This is a genomic window from Streptomyces liangshanensis (genome assembly GCF_011694815.1).
Classification (GTDB): Bacteria; Actinomycetota; Actinomycetes; order Streptomycetales; family Streptomycetaceae; genus Streptomyces; species Streptomyces liangshanensis.
Genome location: NZ_CP050177.1, coordinates 7552908 through 7573207, shown reverse-complemented (window position 1 = coordinate 7573207; position 20300 = coordinate 7552908). Strand labels below are relative to the sequence as shown.

17 protein-coding genes are annotated in these 20300 nt (G+C 73.4%); 8 read left to right on the top strand and 9 right to left on the bottom strand.

Features of this window, described 5'->3' with window-relative positions:
* Nucleotides 1-15: 15 nt before the first annotated feature.
* The 3 genes from HA039_RS32920 to HA039_RS32910 are packed head-to-tail and all read right to left on the bottom strand — an operon-like array spanning nt 16 to nt 2590.
* Nucleotides 16-810 (bottom strand): amino acid ABC transporter ATP-binding protein, encoded by a 795-nt coding sequence (locus HA039_RS32920; protein ID WP_167035625.1) that lies wholly within the window; start codon nt 808-810, stop codon nt 16-18.
* Entirely contained in the window at nt 807-1712 is a 906-nt protein-coding gene (locus tag HA039_RS32915) for an amino acid ABC transporter permease (protein ID WP_167035623.1), read from the bottom strand. The genes HA039_RS32920 and HA039_RS32915 overlap by 4 nt, the downstream gene beginning before the upstream one ends.
* Nucleotides 1709-2590, bottom strand: coding sequence for an ABC transporter substrate-binding protein (locus tag HA039_RS32910; RefSeq protein WP_167035621.1), 882 nt, complete (start codon nt 2588-2590; stop codon nt 1709-1711). Before HA039_RS32910 ends, HA039_RS32915 begins: the two co-directional genes overlap by 4 nt.
* A 99-nt stretch (nt 2591-2689) precedes the next feature.
* On the opposite strand from HA039_RS32910, the gene HA039_RS32905 reads away from it, so the two are divergent.
* Together HA039_RS32905 and HA039_RS32900 are read left to right on the top strand one after the other, a co-directional pair.
* Nucleotides 2690-3421 (top strand): class I SAM-dependent methyltransferase, encoded by a 732-nt coding sequence (locus HA039_RS32905; RefSeq protein ID WP_167035620.1) that lies wholly within the window; start codon nt 2690-2692, stop codon nt 3419-3421.
* 110 nt (nt 3422-3531) lie between these two features.
* Nucleotides 3532-4374: a class I SAM-dependent methyltransferase gene (locus HA039_RS32900; protein WP_167035618.1), complete on the top strand. Its 843-nt coding sequence runs from the start codon at nt 3532-3534 to the stop codon at nt 4372-4374.
* A 37-nt stretch (nt 4375-4411) separates the two neighbouring features.
* Here the strand turns inward: HA039_RS32900 and HA039_RS32895 are convergent, their stop codons facing one another.
* The 5 genes from HA039_RS32895 to HA039_RS32875 all read right to left on the bottom strand — a co-directional run bounded on the left by HA039_RS32895 (nt 4412) and on the right by HA039_RS32875 (nt 9678).
* The gene (locus HA039_RS32895; RefSeq protein ID WP_167035616.1) at nt 4412-5425 is read right to left on the bottom strand and encodes an alcohol dehydrogenase catalytic domain-containing protein; all 1014 of its coding nucleotides are present in this window, start codon (nt 5423-5425) and stop codon (nt 4412-4414) included.
* Nucleotides 5426-5561: 136 nt separating this feature from the next.
* Entirely contained in the window at nt 5562-6599 is a 1038-nt protein-coding gene (locus tag HA039_RS32890; RefSeq protein ID WP_243869930.1) for a serine hydrolase, read from the bottom strand.
* Between the two features lie 105 nt (nt 6600-6704).
* Entirely contained in the window at nt 6705-7955 is a 1251-nt protein-coding gene (locus HA039_RS32885) for a D-arabinono-1,4-lactone oxidase (RefSeq protein ID WP_243870296.1), read from the bottom strand.
* Nucleotides 7956-8190: 235 nt separating this feature from the next.
* Complete coding sequence (locus tag HA039_RS32880) at nt 8191-8757, bottom strand: NUDIX hydrolase (RefSeq protein ID WP_167035612.1); 567 nt, start codon at nt 8755-8757, stop codon at nt 8191-8193.
* 81 nt (nt 8758-8838) lie between these two features.
* Entirely contained in the window at nt 8839-9678 is an 840-nt protein-coding gene (locus HA039_RS32875; protein WP_167035610.1) for an MmyB family transcriptional regulator, read from the bottom strand.
* Nucleotides 9679-9774: 96 nt separating this feature from the next.
* Between HA039_RS32875 and HA039_RS32870 the strand changes: the two genes are divergently transcribed.
* The 4 genes from HA039_RS32870 to HA039_RS32855 all read left to right on the top strand — a co-directional run bounded on the left by HA039_RS32870 (nt 9775) and on the right by HA039_RS32855 (nt 15106).
* Complete coding sequence (locus tag HA039_RS32870) at nt 9775-10527, top strand: sulfite exporter TauE/SafE family protein (protein WP_167035608.1); 753 nt, start codon at nt 9775-9777, stop codon at nt 10525-10527.
* A 131-nt stretch (nt 10528-10658) separates the two neighbouring features.
* Nucleotides 10659-12539 carry a serine/threonine-protein kinase gene (locus HA039_RS32865; protein ID WP_167035606.1) on the top strand — a complete coding sequence of 627 codons (1881 nt, stop codon included), beginning with the start codon at nt 10659-10661 and terminating at the stop codon, nt 12537-12539.
* A gap of 61 nt (nt 12540-12600) precedes the next feature.
* Nucleotides 12601-14229, top strand: a complete 1629-nt coding sequence (locus HA039_RS32860) for a serine/threonine-protein kinase (RefSeq protein WP_167035604.1) — start codon at nt 12601-12603, stop codon at nt 14227-14229.
* Between the two features lie 82 nt (nt 14230-14311).
* Nucleotides 14312-15106, top strand: coding sequence for a VOC family protein (locus HA039_RS32855; RefSeq protein WP_167038003.1), 795 nt, complete (start codon nt 14312-14314; stop codon nt 15104-15106).
* Between the two features lie 208 nt (nt 15107-15314).
* Here the strand turns inward: HA039_RS32855 and HA039_RS32850 are convergent, their stop codons facing one another.
* The gene (locus HA039_RS32850; RefSeq protein ID WP_167035601.1) at nt 15315-15635 is read right to left on the bottom strand and encodes a UBP-type zinc finger domain-containing protein; all 321 of its coding nucleotides are present in this window, start codon (nt 15633-15635) and stop codon (nt 15315-15317) included.
* A 361-nt stretch (nt 15636-15996) separates the two neighbouring features.
* Between HA039_RS32850 and HA039_RS32845 the strand changes: the two genes are divergently transcribed.
* A complete protein-coding gene (locus HA039_RS32845) occupies nt 15997-16788 on the top strand; it encodes a hypothetical protein (RefSeq protein ID WP_167035599.1) in 792 nt (263 codons plus the stop codon).
* Nucleotides 16789-17161: 373 nt separating this feature from the next.
* Nucleotides 17162-20131 (top strand): AfsR/SARP family transcriptional regulator, encoded by a 2970-nt coding sequence (locus HA039_RS32840; RefSeq protein WP_243869928.1) that lies wholly within the window; start codon nt 17162-17164, stop codon nt 20129-20131.
* The last annotated feature ends 169 nt before the right edge of the window (nt 20132-20300 follow it).

Here is a 20300-nt window from a genome sequence, read left to right as displayed (position 1 = left end):
TCGTGGACCGTCCCCTCAGAGCCGGCCCGCCTCCACGATCCGGCGCAGGAACTGCCGGGTGCGCTCCTCGCGGGGGGTGCCGAAGACCTCGGACGGGGTGCCGCGTTCCAGCACCACGCCGTCGTCCAGGAAGCACACCTGGTCCGCGACCTCCCGGGCGAAGCCCATCTCGTGGGTGGCCAGGACCATCGTCATGCCCTCGCCCTTGAGGTCCCGTACGACCGACAGCACCTCGCCGACCAGCTCGGGGTCGAGCGCGGCCGTGATCTCGTCGAGGAGCAGCAGCCGGGGCCGTACCGCCAGCGCCCTGACGATCGCCGCGCGCTGCTGCTGGCCGCCGCTGAGGCGGTCCGGGTACTCCCCCGCCTTGTCGGCGAGGCCGAGCCGGGCGAGGAGTTCGCGCGCGGCCGCCTCCGCCTCGGCGCGCTCCACGCCGAGGACGCGGCGGGGGGCGAGGGTGACGTTCTGGAGGACCGTCATGTGCGGGAAGAGGTTGTACGCCTGGAAGACGACGCCGATGCGGCGGCGCACCGCGTCCGGGTCGGTCCTCGGGTCGGTGATCTCCTCGCCGTCGAGGAAGATCGCCCCGTCGTCGATCTCCTCCAGCAGGTTGGCGCAGCGCAGCAGCGTCGACTTGCCGGATCCGGAGGCGCCGATCAGCGCGGTGACGGTGTGCTGCGGGACCTCCAGGCTGACGTCCCGCAGGATGACGCGGTCCCGGCCGAAGGTCTTGCGCACGGACTCCAGCCGCAGCACGGGCGTGTCGTGAGCCTGGTCCTGAGCCTGGCCGTGGGCCTGGTCGGCCGTCATACGGTCCCTCCCTGCGCGCGCCTGCGGTCCATCCGGGCCGTGACCCAGTCGGTGAAGCGGGTCATCGGGATCGTCAGTGCGACGAAGACGAGGCCGGCGACGACGTACGGCGTGTAGTTGAAGTACTTCCCGGCGATGATCTGCGCCGCGTAGACGGCGTCGACCGCGCCGGCGATGGACACGAGGCCCGTGTCCTTCTGGAGCGAGACGAGGTCGTTGAGGAGCGGGGGGACCACCCGCCGTACCGCCTGCGGGAGCACCACGTACCGCAGGGTCTGGGCGCCGGACAGGCCGAGGGAGCGGGCGGCGGCGCGCTGCGAGGGGTGCACGGACTCGATGCCCGCCCGGAAGACCTCGGCGACGTACGCGGAGTAGGTCAGGACGAGCGCGGCGCCGCCGAGCACCACCGGGTCGTTGGTGACGCCCTGGAGCCGGAGGGCCGGCACGCCGAAGACGACCATCAGCAGGCAGATGATCAGGGGCAGCCCGCGGAAGAAGTCGGTGTACGCGGTGGCCAGCGCGCGGACGGGGAAGAAGACCGGGCCGCGCAGCGTGCGGGCGATCGCGAGCAGCATGCCGAGCAGCAGCACGCAGACGCCGCAGATCGCCAGCAGCTTCAGGTTGAGGAGCAGTCCGTCGAGGACGTCCGGCAGCGCCATGCGGGCGTACTCGGCGCTGAAGAACGTCTCGCGGGTGCGCTGCCAGCCGGGCGAGCCGGTGATGACGACGAACAGGACCGCGCCGGTCACGAGGGTGGAGAGGGCGGCGACGGCGGTGGCGCGGCGGGCCCGGGCGCGCTTGAAGCGCTCGCGCTCCAGGCGCCGCGCCGAGGGGGTGTACGGGTCGGGGGCGGCGCTCCCGCCGCCCTCGCCGCTCTCCTTGCGGATGGTGCCAGTGGTCACTTGAGCACCGGGGCGTCCACCGCGTCCGACAGCCACTGCTTCTCCAGCTTCGCGAGCGTGCCGTCCTGGCGCAGCCCGTCGACGGCCCGGGAGACGCAGGAGGTGAGCTTGCTGCCCTTGTCGAGCACCAGGCCGAACTGCTCCGTGGCCCCGCCCGTGTTCGGGAACTGGCCGACGACCTCGGCGTCCGTGACCTCGGCGCCGGTGATGTAGAACGCGGTCGGCAGGTCCACGACGATCGCGTCGACCTGCTTGTTGCGCAGCGCCGACTTGGCGAAGTCGTTCTTCTGGAAGACGGCGGGCTTCTGCGAGGGCTTGATGACGTCGTTGATGGTGTCGAGGCTGGTGGTGCCGACCTGGGCGCCCAGCTTGGCGCCCTTGAGGTCCGCGACGCTCTTCGCCTTGGCGTACGGGGAGCTCTTCAGCGCGATGACGGCCTGGCGCACGTCGTAGTAGCCGGAGGAGAAGTCGACGGCCTGCTTGCGCTCGTCGCTGATGGAGACCTGGTTGATGTCGAAGTCGAAGTCCTTGGCGCCCGGCGAGAAGGAGTTGTTGAACGGGACCGTCTGCCAGACGACCTTGTCCTTGCCGTACCCGAGGGCCTCGGCGACGGAGTACGCGACGGCGGACTCGAATCCCTTGCCGTTCGCCGGGTCGTCCTGGAACCAGGGGGCGTAGGCGGGCTTGTCGGTGCCGATCGTCAGCTTGCCCGCGGCGTGCGTGGCCAGCTTCCCCTTGTCGCAGGCCGGCGCGGCGGCCGACGTTCCGGGGGACGCCGCGTCGTCGGACGACGTGTTGTCCTGCGGGGCGCAGCCACCGACGGTGACCGCGGCTGCGACAAAGAGGGCGGGAAGGCCGATACGGGCTCTGAGGTGCATGGCGGGAGAATCGCATTCCGTGGGCCGTGCTGTCGAGATCACGCGATTGCGATCGTATGAAATCCCACCGATGTACGTTTTCCACTAGGCTCGCTCGTGATGTTCACCCCCCAGGGCCCGTCCCTTCGCGAACTCGCCGTCCAGGCGCTGTCGTCCGTCGAGCACGGTTACGACCTGCTCGCGCCCAAGTTCGACCACACCCCGTTCCGTACGCCGGAGCCGGTGCTCGCCGCGGTGACCCGGGCGGTGCGGCCGCTCGGCCCGTTCCGCGCGGGCGTCGACCTGTGCTGCGGCACCGGGGCGGGGGCCGGGGTGCTGCGGCAGGTGTGCGAGGAGCGGGTGACCGGGGTCGACTTCAGCGCGGGCATGCTCGCCGAGGCGGCGGCCCGGTGGCGCGAGGATCCGCGCCCGGGGCCGGCTGTCGACTGGGTACGGGCCGACGTTCGCGCCCTGCCCTTCGTGTCCGCGTTCGACCTGGCCATGAGCTTCGGCGCGTTCGGCCACTTCCTGCCCGCCGAGCGCCCCGGCCTGTTCGCCCAGGCGCACGCGGCGCTGCGGCCGGGCGGGCTGTTCGTCTTCCCCGTACCGGCTCCGCCGCCGGTCGGCTCCCGCCTGTACTGGACGCTGTGGGGTTTCGACGGGGTGATGCGGCTGCGCAACCTCGTGCGGCGCCCCGGCTTCGTCATGTACTACCGCACCTTCCCCCTGCCGGACGTCCTGGCCGACCTGGCGCGGACCGGGTTCACGACCGAGCTGCTCCCCCTCCCCGGGCTCGGGCACCGGCCCGACGGGACTCCGCGCTGCGCGTTGATGGTGGCGCGCCGGGGCTGACCGTCGCCGACCGGGGCGACAGACCACCCCCGGCACCCGTTCGCCGGTCACCCGGGATGGGCACGGTTGAATGGGAGAGGCACGCAGCCGAGCACGGGAGGACCAGCGCCATGGACCACGGGACACCACGAACGGTCTCGCTCTCCGCCGTCCCGGAGACACTGCTGTGGAATCTCTACCACCGCTCCTTCGCGGCCCGGCAGCCCTCCGCCGCGTTCGAGGACCCGCGGTCGGTCGCGCTGGTCGACTCCATCGACTACCCCTTCGAGGAGACGTTCGGGCCGCCGAGCCCCTTCCTCGCGCAGGGCCAGGCGCTGCGGGTGCTGACCTTCGACGCGGTGGTACGCGACTTCCTCGCCGAGCATCCGGACGGCACGGTCGTGGCGCTGGGCGAAGGCCTGGAGACCCAGTTCTGGCGGGTGGACAACGGGCGGGTCCACTGGCTCTCCGTCGACCTGCCCGAGACGGTGGCCGTGCGGCGGGACCTGCTCGCCGACGGGGAGCGGCGCCGTACGCTCGCCTGCTCCGCCCTCGATCCGGCGTGGATCGAGGAGGTCGACACCTCTCGGGGGGTTCTCGTCACGGCGCAGGGCCTGCTGATGTACCTGCGCCCGGCCGAGGTGCGGGAGCTGATCGCCCGGTGCGCCGAGCACTTCCCGGGAGGCGCGCTGGTCTTCGACGCGGTGCCGCGCTGGTTCAGCGCGCGGACGACCCACGGGGGGATGACCACCGTGCAGGGCTACACGACACCGCCGATGCCGTGGGGCATGAACGCGGGCGAGCTGTCGAAGGTCTTCACCGCGCACCCGGGCATCACCGAGGTGCGTGAGGTGCCGGTCCCCCGGGGCGACGGCCTGTTCTTCGGCACGGTGGCCCCGCTCGCGCGGCGTGTGCCGGGGGTACGGAACCTGCGGCCGACCATGACGGTCCTGGCGCGCTTCGCCCCGCGCTGACGGGGTCGGGGGCGGCTGGGCGGCTGGGCGGCTGCGCTCAGGCGAACACGATGACCCGGCGGCCGCCCGTGCGGCCGGAGGTGGCGCGGGCGTCGACCGCGGCGGGGGCGTCGTCCAGGTCGATCGGGGTGACCTCGGGCAGGATCCCGTGCTGCGCCGAGAAGGCGAGTGTGTCGCGCAGGTCGTGCGGGGAGCCGGACGGGCTGGCCAGCACCCGCAGCCGGTTGAGGACCATCGGCTGGCTCGGCAGGACGAGCGGCTCGGAGTCGTACCCGCACAGGACGAGGACGCCGTCGGGGGCGAGGCCGCCGAAGGCGGCGGTGCCGGCCGCGGTGGTGGGGGCGGCGTTCAGGAGGATGTCGGCCCCGCCCTCCCACTCCTTGAGCGCGGCGGCCGGGTCGGTCTCGGCGCCGGCCACGAACAGTTCCGCGCCCATCTCCTTCGCCCGGTCCTCACCGCGCCGCGCATGGCCGACCACCGCGACGCGCGCGCCCATGGCCACCGCGTACCGGACGGCGAGGGCCCCGATGCCGCCCGCGCCGACGACCGCGACCCGCGAGCCCGCGTGCGTGCCCGCCCGGCGCAGCGCGTTGAACGCGGTGAGGCCCGCGCACATCAGCGGGGCCGCCGCGACGGGGTCGAGCCCGCTCGGCAGGGGGGTGACGTACGCGCCCTTGAACACGCCGTACTCCGCGTAACCGCCGTCGATGACGATCCCGGTGATGCGTTTGCGGGGGCAGAGGATCTGGTCACCGCTGACGCAGTAGTCGCAGAAGCCGTCCGAGTCGTAGAGGAACTGCGCGCCCACGGCGTCACCGACGCGGTGTCCCGCGACGCCGTCGCCCACGGCGGCGATCGTTCCGGTGATCTCGTGGCCGGGGATCACCGGGAAGCGGGCGAAGGCGTACTCGCCCTGGATGAGTTTGAGGTCCGAGAAGCACACACCGCAGGCGGTCATCTTGACGAGGACCTCTCCGGGACCGATCTCCGGGACGTCCCGCTCGACCCGTGTCAGCGGCGCGTTCACCGCGTTCGCAACAACTGCACGCATGCCGGAAGCACCTCATCCGCGACGGCTACAGGGGTATACAGCTACAGGGTTATACGCGTCCATTGTCGCGATATACGCCCCTTCGCGCAGATGCTGTGGGTCCTGGGCCCGCCCCCGGCGGGAATGGCGGGGGGGATCAGGTGGTCAGGGCGGAGACGGCCGCCTTGGCCGCGGTCTCCACCAGCGCGACGCCCTTCGCCATCGAGACGTGGCCCTTCGACACCACCGCGACCAGGTAGGCGTGCCCGTCCACGGTGACCTCGCCGATGCTGTTGACGTCCCACAGGCCGGTCGCGGTACGGGGCAGCCAGCCGTTCTTCAGCCCCACGGCCGGGCCCGCCGCCGAGACGCCCCAGTCCTGGCCGTCGGCTATCCGCCCCATCAGCGAGCGCGCGTAGGAGCGGGACGAGGCGGTCAGCACGGACTTCTTCCCGAACACGGCGGAGAGCAGGGTCAGCTGGTCGGGCGCGGTGGTCTGGGTCAGGCCCCACAGACCGCCCGCGCCCGCCGTGGTCGCCCCGAGCCCCAGCCGCCGGTTCGCCGCGTCCAGGCCGGCGGCCCCGCCGATGATGCCCCAGAGCGCGTCCGTCGCCGCGTTGTCGCTGACACGGATCATCGAGGACGCGTACGACCTCTCCGCGGCGGTGAGAGCGCGGTGCTCGTCCTGCGCCCGGAGCAGCAGGGCCGCGAGGACGTCGACCTTGACGATGCTCGCCGTGTCGTACGTCCGGCCGGCGGTGACGCCGTACCGCGCCCGGCTCGTGCCGTCGAGGTCCATCACCGCCACGGACAGCGAGGCGGAGGTGGACGCCATCACGTCGTGGAGCTTGTCGGACAGCGACCGGTCCCTGTCGGCCGGCAGGACCGCCTGTCGGGTACTCCTGGAGGCCTGGGGCGCGGCGGACGGGGACGGCCGGGCGAGGGACGGGGTGCCGGGGAGCAGGGTGTGCACCAGGGGGACGACCCCGGCCTCCATGACCGGTGGGGAGACGGGCAGGCTCAGCGCCCCGAGGACACCCGCCCGCGGTTGCGCCGGCCGGCTCTGCGCGGCCGCGTCGAAGCCGCCCACCGCCGCGCATCCGGTCATGAGCAGGACGAGCGCGGCCGAGAGGTGGCGTCCGCGGCGGCGCCGCGCGGAGGACCCGGGGCGCCGCGCGGGAGGAGTGCGGGGCATGTTGCGAGGTTAGGAACCGAAACTGAGTCCCGGCTATGCCCTGGGTAAAAAGCGGGTGACAAATCACGTTCCGGGCCCGGTGGGGGCCGCCGAGGCGCGGGCCTGTCAGCGGGGGAAGTAGCGCGTGACCAGCTCGTTGCGGAACACCCCGTGGGGGTCCAGCCGGGTGGTCAGCCGCTCGAAGTCGCCGTACCGCCCGTACAGCTCCCGCATCCGCCCGGGAGAGGTGGTGAACAGCTTGCCCCAGTGCGGCCGGACACCGAACGGGGCGAGCGCCTCCTCGACGGCGCCGAGCACGGGCGTGACGGCGTCGGTGTCGGGGATCCAGGTGAAGTGGAAGGCCACCGAGTCGCGTCCGTACGCCGGGCTCAGCCACAGGTCGTCGCCCGCGATCGTCCGGATCTCGCCGACCTGGAGGACGGGCGCGATCCGGTCGCTGATCCGCGCCAGGGCGTCGAAGGCGGCGGGGCCGTCCTCGCGCGCCACGAAGTACTCGCTCTGGAGCTCGTCGCCGTTGCTGGGGGTGAACTCGGGGCGGAAGTGCGGGAGCCGCTCGTGCCAGGGGCCGGGGACGCCGGCCTGGGGGGTGCAGGTGACCGGGTCCATGCCGGGCACGGGGTGGCGGGGTCCTCCGGCCAGGTCGGCGCCCAACCAGCGGTCCGGTGCCCGGTCCTCGCCGTACCGCGGGCCCGATCCGGCGGCGGTGTCGCCGGCCCGCTGCTTGAGCCACACCTGCGCCCGCTCGTCGGCCTGCCAGCGGGTGAACACACTGACGCTGTACGCGGCGGAGAGGACGTCGTCGAAACGCTCACGGAGCCGGTCGTACGGCAGTCCGTCGTACACCCACTGCCGGACGTCGTAGGCCGGTACGAGGTCGAGTGTCATCCGGGTCACGACGCCGGTGGACCCGAGCGCGACCACCGCTCCCTCGAAGTCCTCGTCGCCCCTGCGGAGGTGGCGCAGCCCGCCGTCCGCGGTGACGAGGTCCAGCGCGCGGACGGCCGTGGCCAGCGAGCCGTTGCCGGTCCCGGAGCCGTGGGTACCGGTGGCGCAGGCGCCCGCGACGGAGATGTGCGGGAGCGAGCCGAGGTTGTGGAGCGCGAGGCCGGCGGCGTGCACGGCGCCGGTGAACGCGGCGAAGCGCAGTCCCGCGCCGACGGTCACCGTCCGGGCGTCGGCGTCGACCTCCACGTCCGCGGGCAGCGCGGCCACCGACACCAGGTCGCCGGTGGTGTCCGCGAGGGTGTTGAAGGAGTGGCCGCTGCCCAGCGCCCGTACGTGATCGCTGCCCGCGACGATCTCCCGCAGGTCGTCCACGGTGGTGGGGCGGTGGATCCGGGCCGCGCGGAAGGCGATGTTGCCCGCCCAGTTGGTGAGGGGCTGTTCCGGGAGGGGCTGGCCGCCCGGGACGTCGGACCGGCCGGGCGTGCGGGGCACGGTGTTCTCCTTCGCTGCGTGCGTCCGCACGGGCCGGGCCCGCACGGACGTCCTGCTCGTCGTCCCGCAGCACTCTGGCACGCCCGGATCCGGGCCGGTGGCCCGCCCCTCCCTTCTCCCCCGCCCCTCCCGCGCCGCTCCCGGCTCTCCGCTCTCAGCGGGCGGAGTCGGTGAGCAGCAGCTCCACCCGGCGCAGGGTGTCGCGGACGTTGGCGAGCGTGGTGCTCTCCACCGCCTCGGCGGGGGTCAGCCAGCGCAGGACGGCGTCCGGGTTCTCGGGACGGGCCGCGTCGGGCCGGGCGGTGGCGAGGACGAAGCGCAGGTCGGCGTGTTCGTGGGCCGGTTCGCCGCCCCGGGCCGGTACGGGCACGACGGCCACGTGGACGAGCGAGGCGTCCGGCCACGGCACCAGGTCGGGGAGCGCGGTCTCCTCCGCTCCCTCGCGCAGGACGACGGCGAGGGGGTCGCTCTCCCCGGGGTCGCCGTGGCCGCCGACCAGCAGCCACGACCGCATGCCCGGGTGCCAGCGCATCAGCACCCGGCCGCTCGGCGGGTGCACGATCAGCGCGGAGGCCGTCGCGTGGAGGGGTGTCGTACGGAGCCACGGATCGGGCGCGGTCCCGGCCAGGTCGCGGACGCGCCGTACGTCGGCCGCCTCCGCCGGGTCCCGCGCCTCGTATCCGTCCAGCGCGTCGGTGATCGGTGAGCCCACTGAGTCCATTCCGCGGAGCGTAGGGAACGGGGCGGGCCGGTGTCGTCCGAATAATCCGGCCGGGCGGGGCGGGGCTCCCGAGCGCGCCGCTCAGCGGTCGGCGAAACGCGCGCCCGCCCCGGACAGCAGCTCCAGGCGCCGCCGCGCCTGGGTGCCGGGGGCCGCCGTGAAGACCGCGAGCACCTGTGACCTGCTCTCGTCGACCAGCGCCTGGCAGTCCAGTTCGACCATCCCCACCTCGGGATGGCTGATCCGCCTGCGGCGCCCCCGGAGGACACCGACCTCGTGATCGGCCCAGATCCCCGCGAACTCGTCGCTCTCCGCCCGCAGCCGGGCCACCAGGGCCCGGGACCTCGGGTCCTGCCCGCGCCGTACGAGCGCCGCCCGCAGCTCGGCGACCAGCGCCCGGCTCTCCTCGCGCCGCTCCTCCACCGGGTACGCGGACCGGGCGCCCGGCTCGGTGAACCACCGGTGGACGGCGCTGCGCGCCGCGCCCGTACGGTGCTCGAAGTCGCCGAACAGGGCCCGGGCCAGGCGGTTCTGCGCGAGGGTCTCGCCCAGGTCCGTCAGCACCTGCGCCGGGGTGTCGTCGAGCCGGTCCAGCATCCGCAGCAGCACCGGGCTGACCTGCTCGCTCGCCGTGTGGCGTTCGGGAATGCGCCGCCCGGCCAGGCGGAAGAGGTGGTCCCGTTCGTCGGGTGTCAGCCGCAGCGCCCGGGCCAGGGACAACAGCAGGACCGGGGAGGGCTGGGGAGCGCGCTGCTCCTCCAGTCCGGCGTAGTGCTCGGTGGGCATCGTGGCCAGCGCCGCGACCTCCTCGGGCCGCAGTCCGGCCGACCGTCCGCGCGCGCCCGGCCCGAGCCCGACGTCCGCGGGGCGCAGCGCTTCGCGGCGGGCCCGCAGGAAATCAGCCAGTTGAGCTCTGTCCATGTGTCCAGTATCAGCGGATTCGCCGAACTCAGCCAGGGAGCGCGGTTCCCTGGCCGACCGCCGCCGGGCGGGGGAGGCATACCATCGGTTCCCGGCATGGACATATCTTGGTGGGGATTCGCGGCGCTCGCGGCGGCGGCGACTCTTGTCGGCTTCTCGAAAACGGCCGTGAGCGGGGCGAACACCGTCAGCCTCGCGGTGTTCGCGACCGTACTGCCGGCCCGCGAGTCGACGGGTGTGCTGCTGCCCATCCTGATCGCCGGGGACGTCCTGGCGGTGCTGACCTACCGGCGGCACGCGCACTGGCCCACGCTGTGGCGGCTGTTCCCCGCGGTCGCGGCGGGGGTCGTGCTGGGCACGGTGTTCCTGCTCCTGGCGGGCAACGACGCGGTCCGTACGTCCATCGGGGCCATCCTGCTGCTGATGGCGGGCGTCACGATGTGGCGGCGGCGCGGCGGCGCGGAGGCCGCCTCGCAGGCCCCGGCGACGTCCGGCGGGCGGGTCAAGGCCGGTTCGTACGGGGTGCTCGGCGGCTTCACGACGATGGTCGCCAACGCGGGCGGCCCGGTGATGTCGATGTACCTGCTGTCGGCGGGCTTCCGGAAACTGGGCTTCCTCGGCACCTCGGCGTGGTTCTTCCTCATCGTGAACACGACGAAAGTGCCGTTCAGCGTGGGGCTCGGCCTGATCGACGGCCGCTCCCTGCTGCTCGACGCCGTCCTGGTCCTGTTCGTCCTGCCCGGCGCGTACCTCGGCAAGGCCTGTGTGAACCGCATCGACCAACGGCTCTTCGAACGGCTCGTGATCGGCGCGACGGTGCTCGGCGGTCTCCAACTCCTGCTGCGGTGAGCGCCTTCCGGTGAATCCGGTCCCCCGGCGTGCAACCGCCGGGCGCCGACCCGCGTCTTGAAGAACCGCCCGGCGGCGCCGGGATAGGGTGCCGTCCGAACACAGGTGTGGAGCACGGGGGACGTGAGTCGATGAGTGATCAGCAGCCCGACCGGGCGAAGGTCTTCAAGCCACTGGACGGTGACGATCCGGGCCATGTCGGCGGATACCGGCTGGCGGCCAAGCTGGGCGCGGGCGGCATGGGCAAGGTGTACCTGTCGTACACACCGGGCGGGCGGGCCCTCGCGATCAAGGTGATCCGCCCCGACTTCGCCGAGGACGCGGAGTTCCGCAGGCGGTTCGCGCAGGAGGTGAAGTCCGCCCAGCGGGTGCAGGGCCTGTTCACCGCGCCCGTCATCGACGCGGACACGGACGGCGCGCAGCCCTGGCTCGCCACCGCGTACGTGCCGGGGCCCTCGCTCGCGGAGGCCGTCCAGGAGCACGGCGCGCTGCCCGTGGACGCGGTCCTGCTGCTGGTGGCGGGGGTCGCCGAGGCGCTCCACGTCATCCACGGCGCGAAGATCGTGCACCGCGACCTCAAGCCGTCCAACGTCCTGCTGGCCGCCGACGGCCCGCGGGTCATCGACTTCGGCATCGCGCACGCCGCCGACGCGACCTCGCTGACGGGCAGTGGTGTCACCATCGGCACCCCGTCGTTCATGGCGCCCGAGCAGGCGGCGGGCCGGCCGGTGACCGCGGCGACCGACATCTTCGCGCTGGGGCAGGTGGCGGCCTACGCGTCGACCGGTTCGCCCGCGTTCGGCGAGGGGACGTCGCACGGGGTGCTCTACCGGATCGTCCACGAGGAACCGGACCTGACCGGGGTGCCCGAGCGGCTGACGGAGCTGGTCACGCGCTGTCTCGCCAAGGACCCGGAGGCGCGTCCCTCGATCCCCGAGATCATCGCCATCTGCCAGGCGGCCAACGACGGGACCGTGCTGCGCAGGCCGGAGGACTGGCTGCCCGGCTCGGTGGCGGCGGACATCACCGTACGGGCGGCGGCGCCCGCGCCCGCGCCGACCCCGCCGCCGGGAGTGGCGGCCGCCCCGACCGCGACCGCCGGTCCCTCGGCACCGGCCGCGCCGCACCCCGCGTACTCCCCCACCCAGCGCGCCACGCCGGCACCGGGCTTCGGCCCGGCCACCCCGCCGCCGGGGTACGGGCCGCGGACACCACCGCCGGGGTACGGGCCGGCCACCCCGCCTCCCGGTCACGGACCCGGCACGCCGCCCCCCGGGTACGGGCCGACCGCGGCGCAGCACGGGCCGGGATACGGGCCGACGGGACCGCAGCCCTACCCCGGCGCCCGCCCGCAGCCCCAGCCCTATCCGGGACCCCAGCCCTACGTGCCCCCGGGCCAGAAGAAGGCTTCCTCCACCAAGCGGGTGCTCGGTGTCGTGGCGGGGGTGTTCGTCGCGCTGATCGTGATCGGTGCGATCAGCTCCGCGCTCGAGGACGACAAGGGGACGTCGAAGGCGGGCAGCGGTACGAGCGACCGGGCCGGCGGTACGGCCGATCCCGGGGGATCCGGCGGCTCCGGCGGGTCCGGCGGGTCCAAGGGCACGCCGAGCGACACCGCCCCGGCCCCCGACCCCAAGGCGGTCAGTTACAAGAGCGTCAACCTCGCCTCGTACTTCAAGCTGTCCCTCTCGGACGACCCGGTGCGCCCGAAGGAGTCCGGCGACGGCGAGCTCACGAACGTCGGCGGCGGGCTGATGACCAACGGCGCCCAGCTCGTCCTGCTCAAGGGCTCGCAGCCGGGGACGCTGGAGACCTGCCGGACGGACACGCGCTACACGACCTACGTGGAGCAGGAGAAGCTCTCCAGGGACTCCCGGCTGTGCCTGCTGACCGACGCCGGCGACGTGGCGCTCATCAAGCTCGTGGGCTTCCCCGACGAGAGCGACGCGAGCAGCTACCTGTCCATGGACCTGACGGTGTGGCGGCACGCCATGGACGTCTCGGAGGACTGACGGACGGACCCCCCGGGGGTGTGGCGCGGGGTGCCCGCCGGCGCCTCGTACCCTGAGCGCCATGAACTCTGGGGGATCCGAAGGACGTGTCATCGACGGCCGGTTCGAACTGCTCGACCGGCTGGGCGGCGGCGGTATGGGACTCGTGTGGCGCGCCCGCGACCTGGCCCTCCACCGTGAGGTGGCGCTCAAGGAGGTGCGGCCGCCGGACCCCGCGATGATGGCGGCGAACCCGACAGCGGCGCGGGTGCTGCGCGAACGGGTGCTGCGGGAGGCCCAGGCGCTCGCGGCGATCGACCACCCCGGGGTGGTGACGATCCATCACATCGTGGACGCCGCCGAGGTCGCGCATCCCTGGATCGTGATGGAGCTGGTGCCGGGCCGGTCGCTCCAGGAACGCCTGGAACAGGGGCCGTTGACCCCGGTCGAGGCGGCGAGGATCGGCCGGGGCGTGCTGTCGGCGCTGCGCGCCGCGCACGCGGTGGGCATCCACCACCGCGACGTGAAGCCCGCCAACGTGCTGCTGCGCGCCGACGGCCGCCCGGTGCTGACGGACTTCGGCATCGCCGCGCTGCGCGAGTCCTCCCACCTGACGGCCACCGGTGACCTCATCGGCTCCCCCGACTACATCGCGCCCGAGCGCATCCGGGGCGACGAGGGCAACCCCGCGTCCGACCTCTGGTCCCTGGGCATGCTGCTGTACGTCGCGGTCGAGGGGCGCCATCCGCTGCGCAGGACGTCGGCGCTGGCCACGCTGGCGGCCGTGCTCGACGAGGAGATCCCGCCGCCCGTCCAGGCCGGGCCGCTGGCGCCCGTGCTGGTCGCGCTCCTGGACCGGAACACGGCGGCCCGGCCCGACGCGGCGGCGCTCGACGGGCTGCTGGCGGCGGTGGAGCGGGGCGAGGCGGCGCCCGAGCCCGAGCCCGCCGACGCCGTACCGCCCCGGTACGACATTCCCACCACCCACCTGCGCTCCCCGGGGCCGCCGCCTCCGTACACCCCGCCTCCGGCCCCGGCGAACACCCCGCCGCGCGTCCGTCCCAGCCGGGGGATCTCCGTCGCGGCGGCCGTCGCCGGGGTGGCCGCCACCGGACTGCTGGTCTGGAACCTGGCGCCGTTCTCCGGTGAGTCCGAGGGCAAGGACGGCGCGGGCGCCCCGGCCGCCGACCGGCCCACCACCTCCGCCTCGGCGCCCGTCAGGTCGTCCACGCCGACCCCCACGCCCACACCGACGCCCACCGCCTCCGAGGACCTGTTGTCGCCGGCGGCCATCAGGAAGGCCATCGCCGCGCTCGACCCTGTCATGGGTGGGACGGAGGTCACCGGCTTCTCGGTGCACGAACAGTTCGCCTCCGCCGAGGCGCTGGTCAAGGGCGAGAAGAAGCTCTTCGACCGGTACGCGTACCGCGACGGCGTGGCGACCCGCGAGGGGCCCGGCCAGGAACTCGCCCCCGGGGAAGGGAGCGTCGACCTCGCCTCCTTCGACTGGGACAAGGTCCCCGCACTGATCCGCACGGCGGACACCGAACTCGGCATCGACAAGCCGACCAGCCACTACCTGATCGTGAGACCCGTGTGGCCGTTCGCCGACGATCAGCCGGTGCTCCTCGTGTACGTGTCGGACTCATACGGGAGCGCGTATCTGGCCGCCGACCGGAAGGGCAAGGTGGTCAAGATGACGCCCCGTTGACGTGCGGTCACGACCGGCCGCTCGCGGGCCGGGGGCGGCCTGGCACAGTAGAGGCTCATCCAAGGAGGCGGACGTGGACGGAGTGAGCGCTGTGAGCGGTGCCGGCGAGGCGGAGCGCGACAAGGTGAACTCGCAAGCTGTGGCCGGGGCTCCCTGCTGGGTGACGCTGCTCTCGCGTGAACTCCCCGCGTCGCAGGCGTTCTACGGGAACGTCCTCGGCTGGAGCTACCGGGCGGCGGGCCTCGGCGACGACTTCTGCGTGGCGCTCTCCGACGGGATGGCCGTCGCGGGGATCGGCGCGCTGGCCTCGTCGCTCCAGGTCGCGGTCTCGTGGACGCCGTACTTCGCGGTCGCGGACGTGGACGAGGCGGCGGCCCGGATCCGGGAGCGTGGCGCGACCGTCGCGGTGGGGCCGCTGGCCTTCCACACGGGGCGGGCCGCGCTGGCCATGGACCCCGACGGGGCCGCGTTCGGCATCTGGGAGGGCGCGGTGCGCTCGGACTGGACGGTGGGACGCGGGAGCGCTCCGGCCTGGCTGGAGCTGCGGACGCGCGACACGGTGGACGCGGCGCGGTTCTACGGGCAGGTGCTGGGGTGGGCGCCGGAGACCGAGGGCGGTTTCACCCTCGTGCACGAGGAGGACCACGCGGTGCTGCGGCAGGAGGAGCAGGTGGTGGCCCGGATCCGGAAGGGTGCGGTGCAGGCGGCACCGGATCCGCGCTCTCGGCCGCGGTGGCACGTGTACTTCCGGGTGGGGGAGGTTTCCCGGTCGGTGGAGGCCGCGGTGAAGGACGGGGGTGCGGTGGTGTCGTCGGACGCCCAGGAGGCGACGCTCCGCGACCCGGACGGCGCCCTCTTCACCGTCACGTCACGCTGACCCCCGCGTCACTCCCCTTGTCCTCAAGCGCCGGACGGGCTGGAGATGGCTCGGGCCCGTTGCCCGTGCGGGTCAAGGATGTCCTCAAACGCCGGACGGGCTGGAAGTGGCTCGGGCTCGATGACCGGTGCCGGTCAAAGACGTCCTCAAGCGCCGGACGGGCTGGAGGTGGCCCGGGCGGTTGAGGACGAAGCGGGGGCGGCAGGCCTCAGCGCACCGGGCCGATTCCCTCGACCTCGAAGACGATTTCGTCCTCGTAGCACCACCACCACCCCTCCCCCGGCTCGTACGAGCGGATCAGGGGGTGGCCGGTCGCCTTGTAGTGCGCCGTCGCGTGCTTGTTCTTCGACGAGTCGCAGCATCCGATGTGCCCGCACGTCTGGCACTCGCGCAGGTGCACCCAGCTGTCCCCCAGCGCCACGCAGTCGAGGCAGCTGTCCTCGCTGTCGGGCGTCACCTCGTCCACGTCCGCGAGATGGCCGCAGATCAGCCCGCCGCTGCCTCCGGTACGTTCTTCGTCGCTCGCCATATCGCCGCCGCCCGTCCGACCGCACAAGGTCACTTCGAGTCAGTGCACCTTTACCGTAAGGCCGCTCCCGCGCCGACGCCAGCAGGGAGGTATCACGGGGGCGGGCCCGGGGTATCTTCCTTGGCATCGGCGGCATCGGACCGGGTGCCGCAGGGGGACGGGGGGCAACAGGGTGAGAGTTCTGCGTGCGCGCGTATCGGCGGGGGCCTCGGGGAGAGCCACCGCACTCGGTGCCGTTCTGGCACTCGCACTGCCACTGACAGCATGCTCCGGGGACGACGGCGGCAGCGGCAGCAGTGGCAGCACCGCGTCGGAGACGGCCGCGGTCGCCACCCCCACACCGACCCCCACACCCACCCCCGTGGACCCCGCCGCCTACCGCGCGGCACTCGCCGAGATCGTCGCGCCCCTGGACGCCGCCCTCCGCACGGTGGACCGCGCGGCCGAGGGCAAGGCGCTCGACGCCGCGCTCGGCACGGCGGCCACCGCCGCCGAGACCGCCGCCGGCCTGCTCGACGCGGAACGGGCGCCCGACGACGCCTGGACCGGCAACACCGCGCTCGCCGAGGCGGTACGCGACCTGAGCCTGAGCCTCGTCGACGCGCAGTCGGGCGGCGGGCGCTGCGCCACCTCGCCGCGGATCACGCTGGGCTCGGACGACGCCCTGGCGTCGGTGCGGCAGGCCGACGCCTCGCTGACCGCGCTCGGGTACGCGGTGGACCTGAAGCTGCCCCGTACGGAGAAGGCCAAGAACCGGCGGCTCGGCAACAACGCCCTCGTGCGGGACCGGCGGCAGGGCGGCCTGGGCCGCCTCACCATCAAGAACGGCACCTCGTCCGACGCGGTGGTCACCCTCACCAAGGGACAGCGGACCAACTTCACCGTGTACATACGCAAGGGCAAGGACGCGACCGTCCGCCGCGTCGCCGACGGGGCGTACAACGTGTACTTCGCGTCGGGCACGGACTGGAACTCCTCGAAGAGGTCCTTCACCCGCGACTGCTCGTTCCAGAAGTTCGACGACAAGGCGGATTTCGACACCCGCCAGGTCTCCGGCGGGACGCAGTACACGATCCTGACGTTCTCCCTCCAGAAGACCGTCGGGGGCAACGCGACGACCAGCGAGGTGCCCGAGGCCGAGTTCCCGTCCTGATCACGCTGATCACGGCGGGGAACATTCTCCGGGGGGCCGCCGTTGAACAGACTGAGGATGCGGATGGAACAGTGTCCCCGGGCCCCATTTGAGAATCGCCCATGGGGAAGATCGTTCGGCTGAAGCCCCATGGAGCCCATCGCCGCGAGGCGACCGCCATCCGCACCCTCCCTTCATTCGGCCCCGATCGGCGCCCCCCGTCCGGTCGGGGTCTCTTGTGGACTCGCACGGTCACGTACAGTCATCCCGATCCGGTTAATAGCTGTTGCTTACATCTATTATCGCCCAACTCCCGCCCCGGGCGGAGCTGTTGCCGTTCCGGCTGCCCCGGCGACCCGTCACGGGGCGAAGTGACCGCCTAGACTCGCCGACTGTGCGTTTCACAGTTTTGGGGCCGGTCAGGGCATGGCGTCACGGGACCGAGCTGGAACTGGGCCCGCCCAAGCAGCGGGCCCTGCTCGCGCTGCTGCTGACGCAGGCGGGACAGCCGGTGGCCGTCCACGAGATCCTCGACGTGCTGTGGGGGCAGGACCCCCCGGACAGCGCGGTCAACGTGGTGCACCGGCACGTGGGCGCGCTGCGCCGCCTCCTGGAGCCCGATCTGCCGACCCGTACGGCCTCCCGGCGCCTGGTGCGCGGCTCCGGCGGTTACCGCCTGGACGTCGAGCCCGACGAGCTGGACCTCTTGCGTTTCCGCGCCCTGCGCGACGCGGCCGGGCAGGCGTCCGAGGCCGGGGACCCGGCCGGCGCCACCGAGCTGCTCATCGAGGCCCTCGGCCTGTGGCGCGGCCCCACGGCCACCGGCGTCCCCCCGCGGACCCAGGCGCACCCCGTCTTCGCCGCAGTTGACCGCGAGCATCTCGCCGTGGTGAAGGAAGCCGCGGAAAGGGCGCTGGAGACCGGGCCCGGCCTGACCGGGCGCGTGCTGATCACGCTCCGCCACGCCGCCGCCCACCACCAGCTGGACGAGGTGCTCCAGGCCCGGCTGATCGTCGTGCTCGCGGCGACCGGCCACCAGGCCGAGGCGCTCGGCGTCTACCAGGCGGTCCGGTCCCGCCTCGCCGACGAACTGGGACTGGACCCGGGACCCGAGCTGCGGGCCGCCCAGCAGCAGGTCCTGCGGCAGAGCGTGCCGGCCGCCGCCCCGGCGGCGGCGCCCGCCGGCCCCCGCGCCCGGGACGTCTCCCCGGCCGGGGACGAGGACTGTCCCGTACCGTCCGGGCCCGCCGACGGTACGGACGAGGACCTGGCCGGTGCCGAGAACGCCGAGGACGGGACGTACGCGCCCAAGGTGCGCCCGGCGCAGCTGCCCGCCGACCTGTCCGCGTTCACCGGCCGCCGCTCCGAGCTGGCCAGGAGCCACGCCCTGCTGCCGCCCGACGAGGGCGATCAGCCGTCCGCCGTGGTGATCAGCGCCATCGGGGGCATGGCCGGTGTCGGCAAGACCACGCTCGCCGTGCGCTGGGCCCACGAGATCGCGCACCGCTTCCCCGACGGCCAGCTCTACGTCAACCTGCGCGGCTTCGACCCGACCGGCTCGGTCATGGACCCGGCCGAGGCGATCCGTACCTTCCTCGACGCGTTCGGGGTGCACCCGAGCCGCCTGCCCGCCGGGCTGGACGCCCAGGCCGCGCTGTACCGCAGCCTGCTCGCGGGCCGCCGGGTGCTCGTGCTGCTGGACAACGCCAGGGACACCGAGCAGGTGCGCCCGCTGCTGCCGGGGGCGCCCGGCTGTCTGGCCATCGTCACCAGCCGCAACCAGCTCCACGGGCTGATAGCCGCCGACGGCGCCCGCCCCGTCACGCTGGACCTGCTGACGGTCGCCGAGGCGCGGGAGTTCCTGGCCCGGCGCCTGGGCGCGGACCGGCTCATCGAGGAGTCGGAGGCCGCCGAGGAGATCATCGCCCTGTGCGGGCGGCTTCCGCTGGCCCTGGCCATCGTCAGTGCCCGCGCCGCCGTCAACCCCGGCTTCGCCCTCTCCTCCATCGCCGCGGAGCTGCGCCACAGCCACGGCAGTCTCGACGCGTTCGCCGGCGGGGACCCCGTCACGGACGCGCGCAGCGTCTTCTCCTGGTCGTACCGCACCCTCACCCCCGCCGCCGCGCGGCTGTTCCGGCTGCTCGCCCTCCATCCGGGGCCGTGCTGCTCGGCGGCGGCCGCGGCGAGCCTGGTCGGCCTGCGGGAGCCGGAGGTGCGGCCGCTGCTGGCCGAGCTGGTCCGCGCGCAGCTCCTCACGGAGGAGAAGCCCGGCCGCTTCGCCTCGCACGAACTGCTGCGGGCGTACGGCTCCGAGCTGGCCCACGCGCACGACACCAAGGACGACAGGGCGGCCGCGCGCCGGCGGATGCAGGACCACTACCTGCACACCGCGCTGGCCGCCGACACGTCGATGGCGCCCCACCGGGAGCGTTTCCCCCTCCCCCCGCCCGCGCCGGGGTCCGTCGCGCTCACCTTCTCCGACGCGTGGGAGGCCGCGGACTGGATGGAGCGCGAGCGCTCCGTCCTGCTCTCGTCGGTCGAGCAGGACGCCCGGTACGGCTCCACGGGACACTGCTGGCGGCTGGCCGCGATCCTGGAGCTGTTCCTCGACCGGCGCGGGCGCTGGCGGGACCAGCTGACCATGCAGACCTACGCGGTGACGGCCGCTCAGCGGCTCGGCGACGTGTCCGGGCAGGCGCACGCGCACCAGGTCCTCGGCTTCGTCAGCGGGCGGCTGAAGCGCCACGACGAGGCCCATGCCCAGCTGTCCCGGGCGCTGGAGCTGTACGGCGAGCTGAACGATCCGGTCGGCATGGCCAGGACCCACCGGTACCTGGCGTTCCAGTCCAACGGGCTCGGCCGCCACCGGCAGGCCCTGGAGCACTACCGGCAGGCGGCCGAGCACTACGAGGAGGCGTCCCACAGCAGCGGCCGGGCCAGGATCTTCAACGAGGTCGGCTGGACGTACATCCTGCTCGGCGAGTACGACAAGGCGCTCGCCCAGTGCCGCCGGTCCCTCGCGCTGCACCAGGCGACCGGGGACCGCAACGGCGAGGCGGCCGCCTGGGACAGCCTCGGGTACGCCCATCACCACCTGCGCGAGTACCAGCAGGCCCTGGCCTCGTACGGGCACGCCCTCGACCTGTACCAGGAGCTGCGCGACTGCCCGCTGGTGGCGGACACGCTCGTGCACATCGGCGACACCCAGGCGGCGCTGGGCGCTCCGGTACGGGCCGCCTCGGCGTGGCTGGAGGCGCTGGAGATCTTCGACGGGTTCGACCATCCCGACGCGGAGGCGGTACGGGAGAAGCTCCATCGCCTGGGCGAGCCGTCCCGCAAGGGATCGCCGGCGCTGCGCGTCTGACGGTTCCGCTGACTCCGACGGTTCCCCTGAACCCTTCGGGCCCTTCGCGACGTGTAGAGGGATGACGCGCGCGTCCGGCCGGGTTCCGCCGTGCCGGAATCGCCCGCGCCCCGGGGCCCCACAGATTTCAGGCAGTTTTTCGGCACAAGGTCCTGCCTAGGCTCGGTTC

Bases quoted from the DNA above. Each gene is read 5' to 3' on its own strand.
- HA039_RS32920 (WP_167035625.1), bottom strand. From the start codon at position 810: ATGACGGCCGACCAGGCCCACGGCCAGGCTCAGGACCAGGCTCACGAC.
- HA039_RS32910 (WP_167035621.1), bottom strand. From the start codon at position 2,590: ATGCACCTCAGAGCCCGTATCGGCCTTCCCGCCCTCTTTGTCGCAGCC.
- HA039_RS32905 (WP_167035620.1), top strand. From the start codon at position 2,690: ATGTTCACCCCCCAGGGCCCGTCCCTTCGCGAACTCGCCGTCCAGGCG.
- HA039_RS32900 (WP_167035618.1), top strand. From the start codon at position 3,532: ATGGACCACGGGACACCACGAACGGTCTCGCTCTCCGCCGTCCCGGAG.
- HA039_RS32895 (WP_167035616.1), bottom strand. From the start codon at position 5,425: ATGCGTGCAGTTGTTGCGAACGCGGTGAACGCGCCGCTGACACGGGTC.
- HA039_RS32890 (WP_243869930.1), bottom strand. From the start codon at position 6,599: ATGCCCCGCACTCCTCCCGCGCGGCGCCCCGGGTCCTCCGCGCGGCGC.
- HA039_RS32880 (WP_167035612.1), bottom strand. From the start codon at position 8,757: ATGGACTCAGTGGGCTCACCGATCACCGACGCGCTGGACGGATACGAG.
- HA039_RS32875 (WP_167035610.1), bottom strand. From the start codon at position 9,678: ATGGACAGAGCTCAACTGGCTGATTTCCTGCGGGCCCGCCGCGAAGCG.
- HA039_RS32870 (WP_167035608.1), top strand. From the start codon at position 9,775: ATGGACATATCTTGGTGGGGATTCGCGGCGCTCGCGGCGGCGGCGACT.
- HA039_RS32865 (WP_167035606.1), top strand. From the start codon at position 10,659: ATGAGTGATCAGCAGCCCGACCGGGCGAAGGTCTTCAAGCCACTGGAC.
- HA039_RS32860 (WP_167035604.1), top strand. From the start codon at position 12,601: ATGAACTCTGGGGGATCCGAAGGACGTGTCATCGACGGCCGGTTCGAA.
- HA039_RS32850 (WP_167035601.1), bottom strand. From the start codon at position 15,635: ATGGCGAGCGACGAAGAACGTACCGGAGGCAGCGGCGGGCTGATCTGC.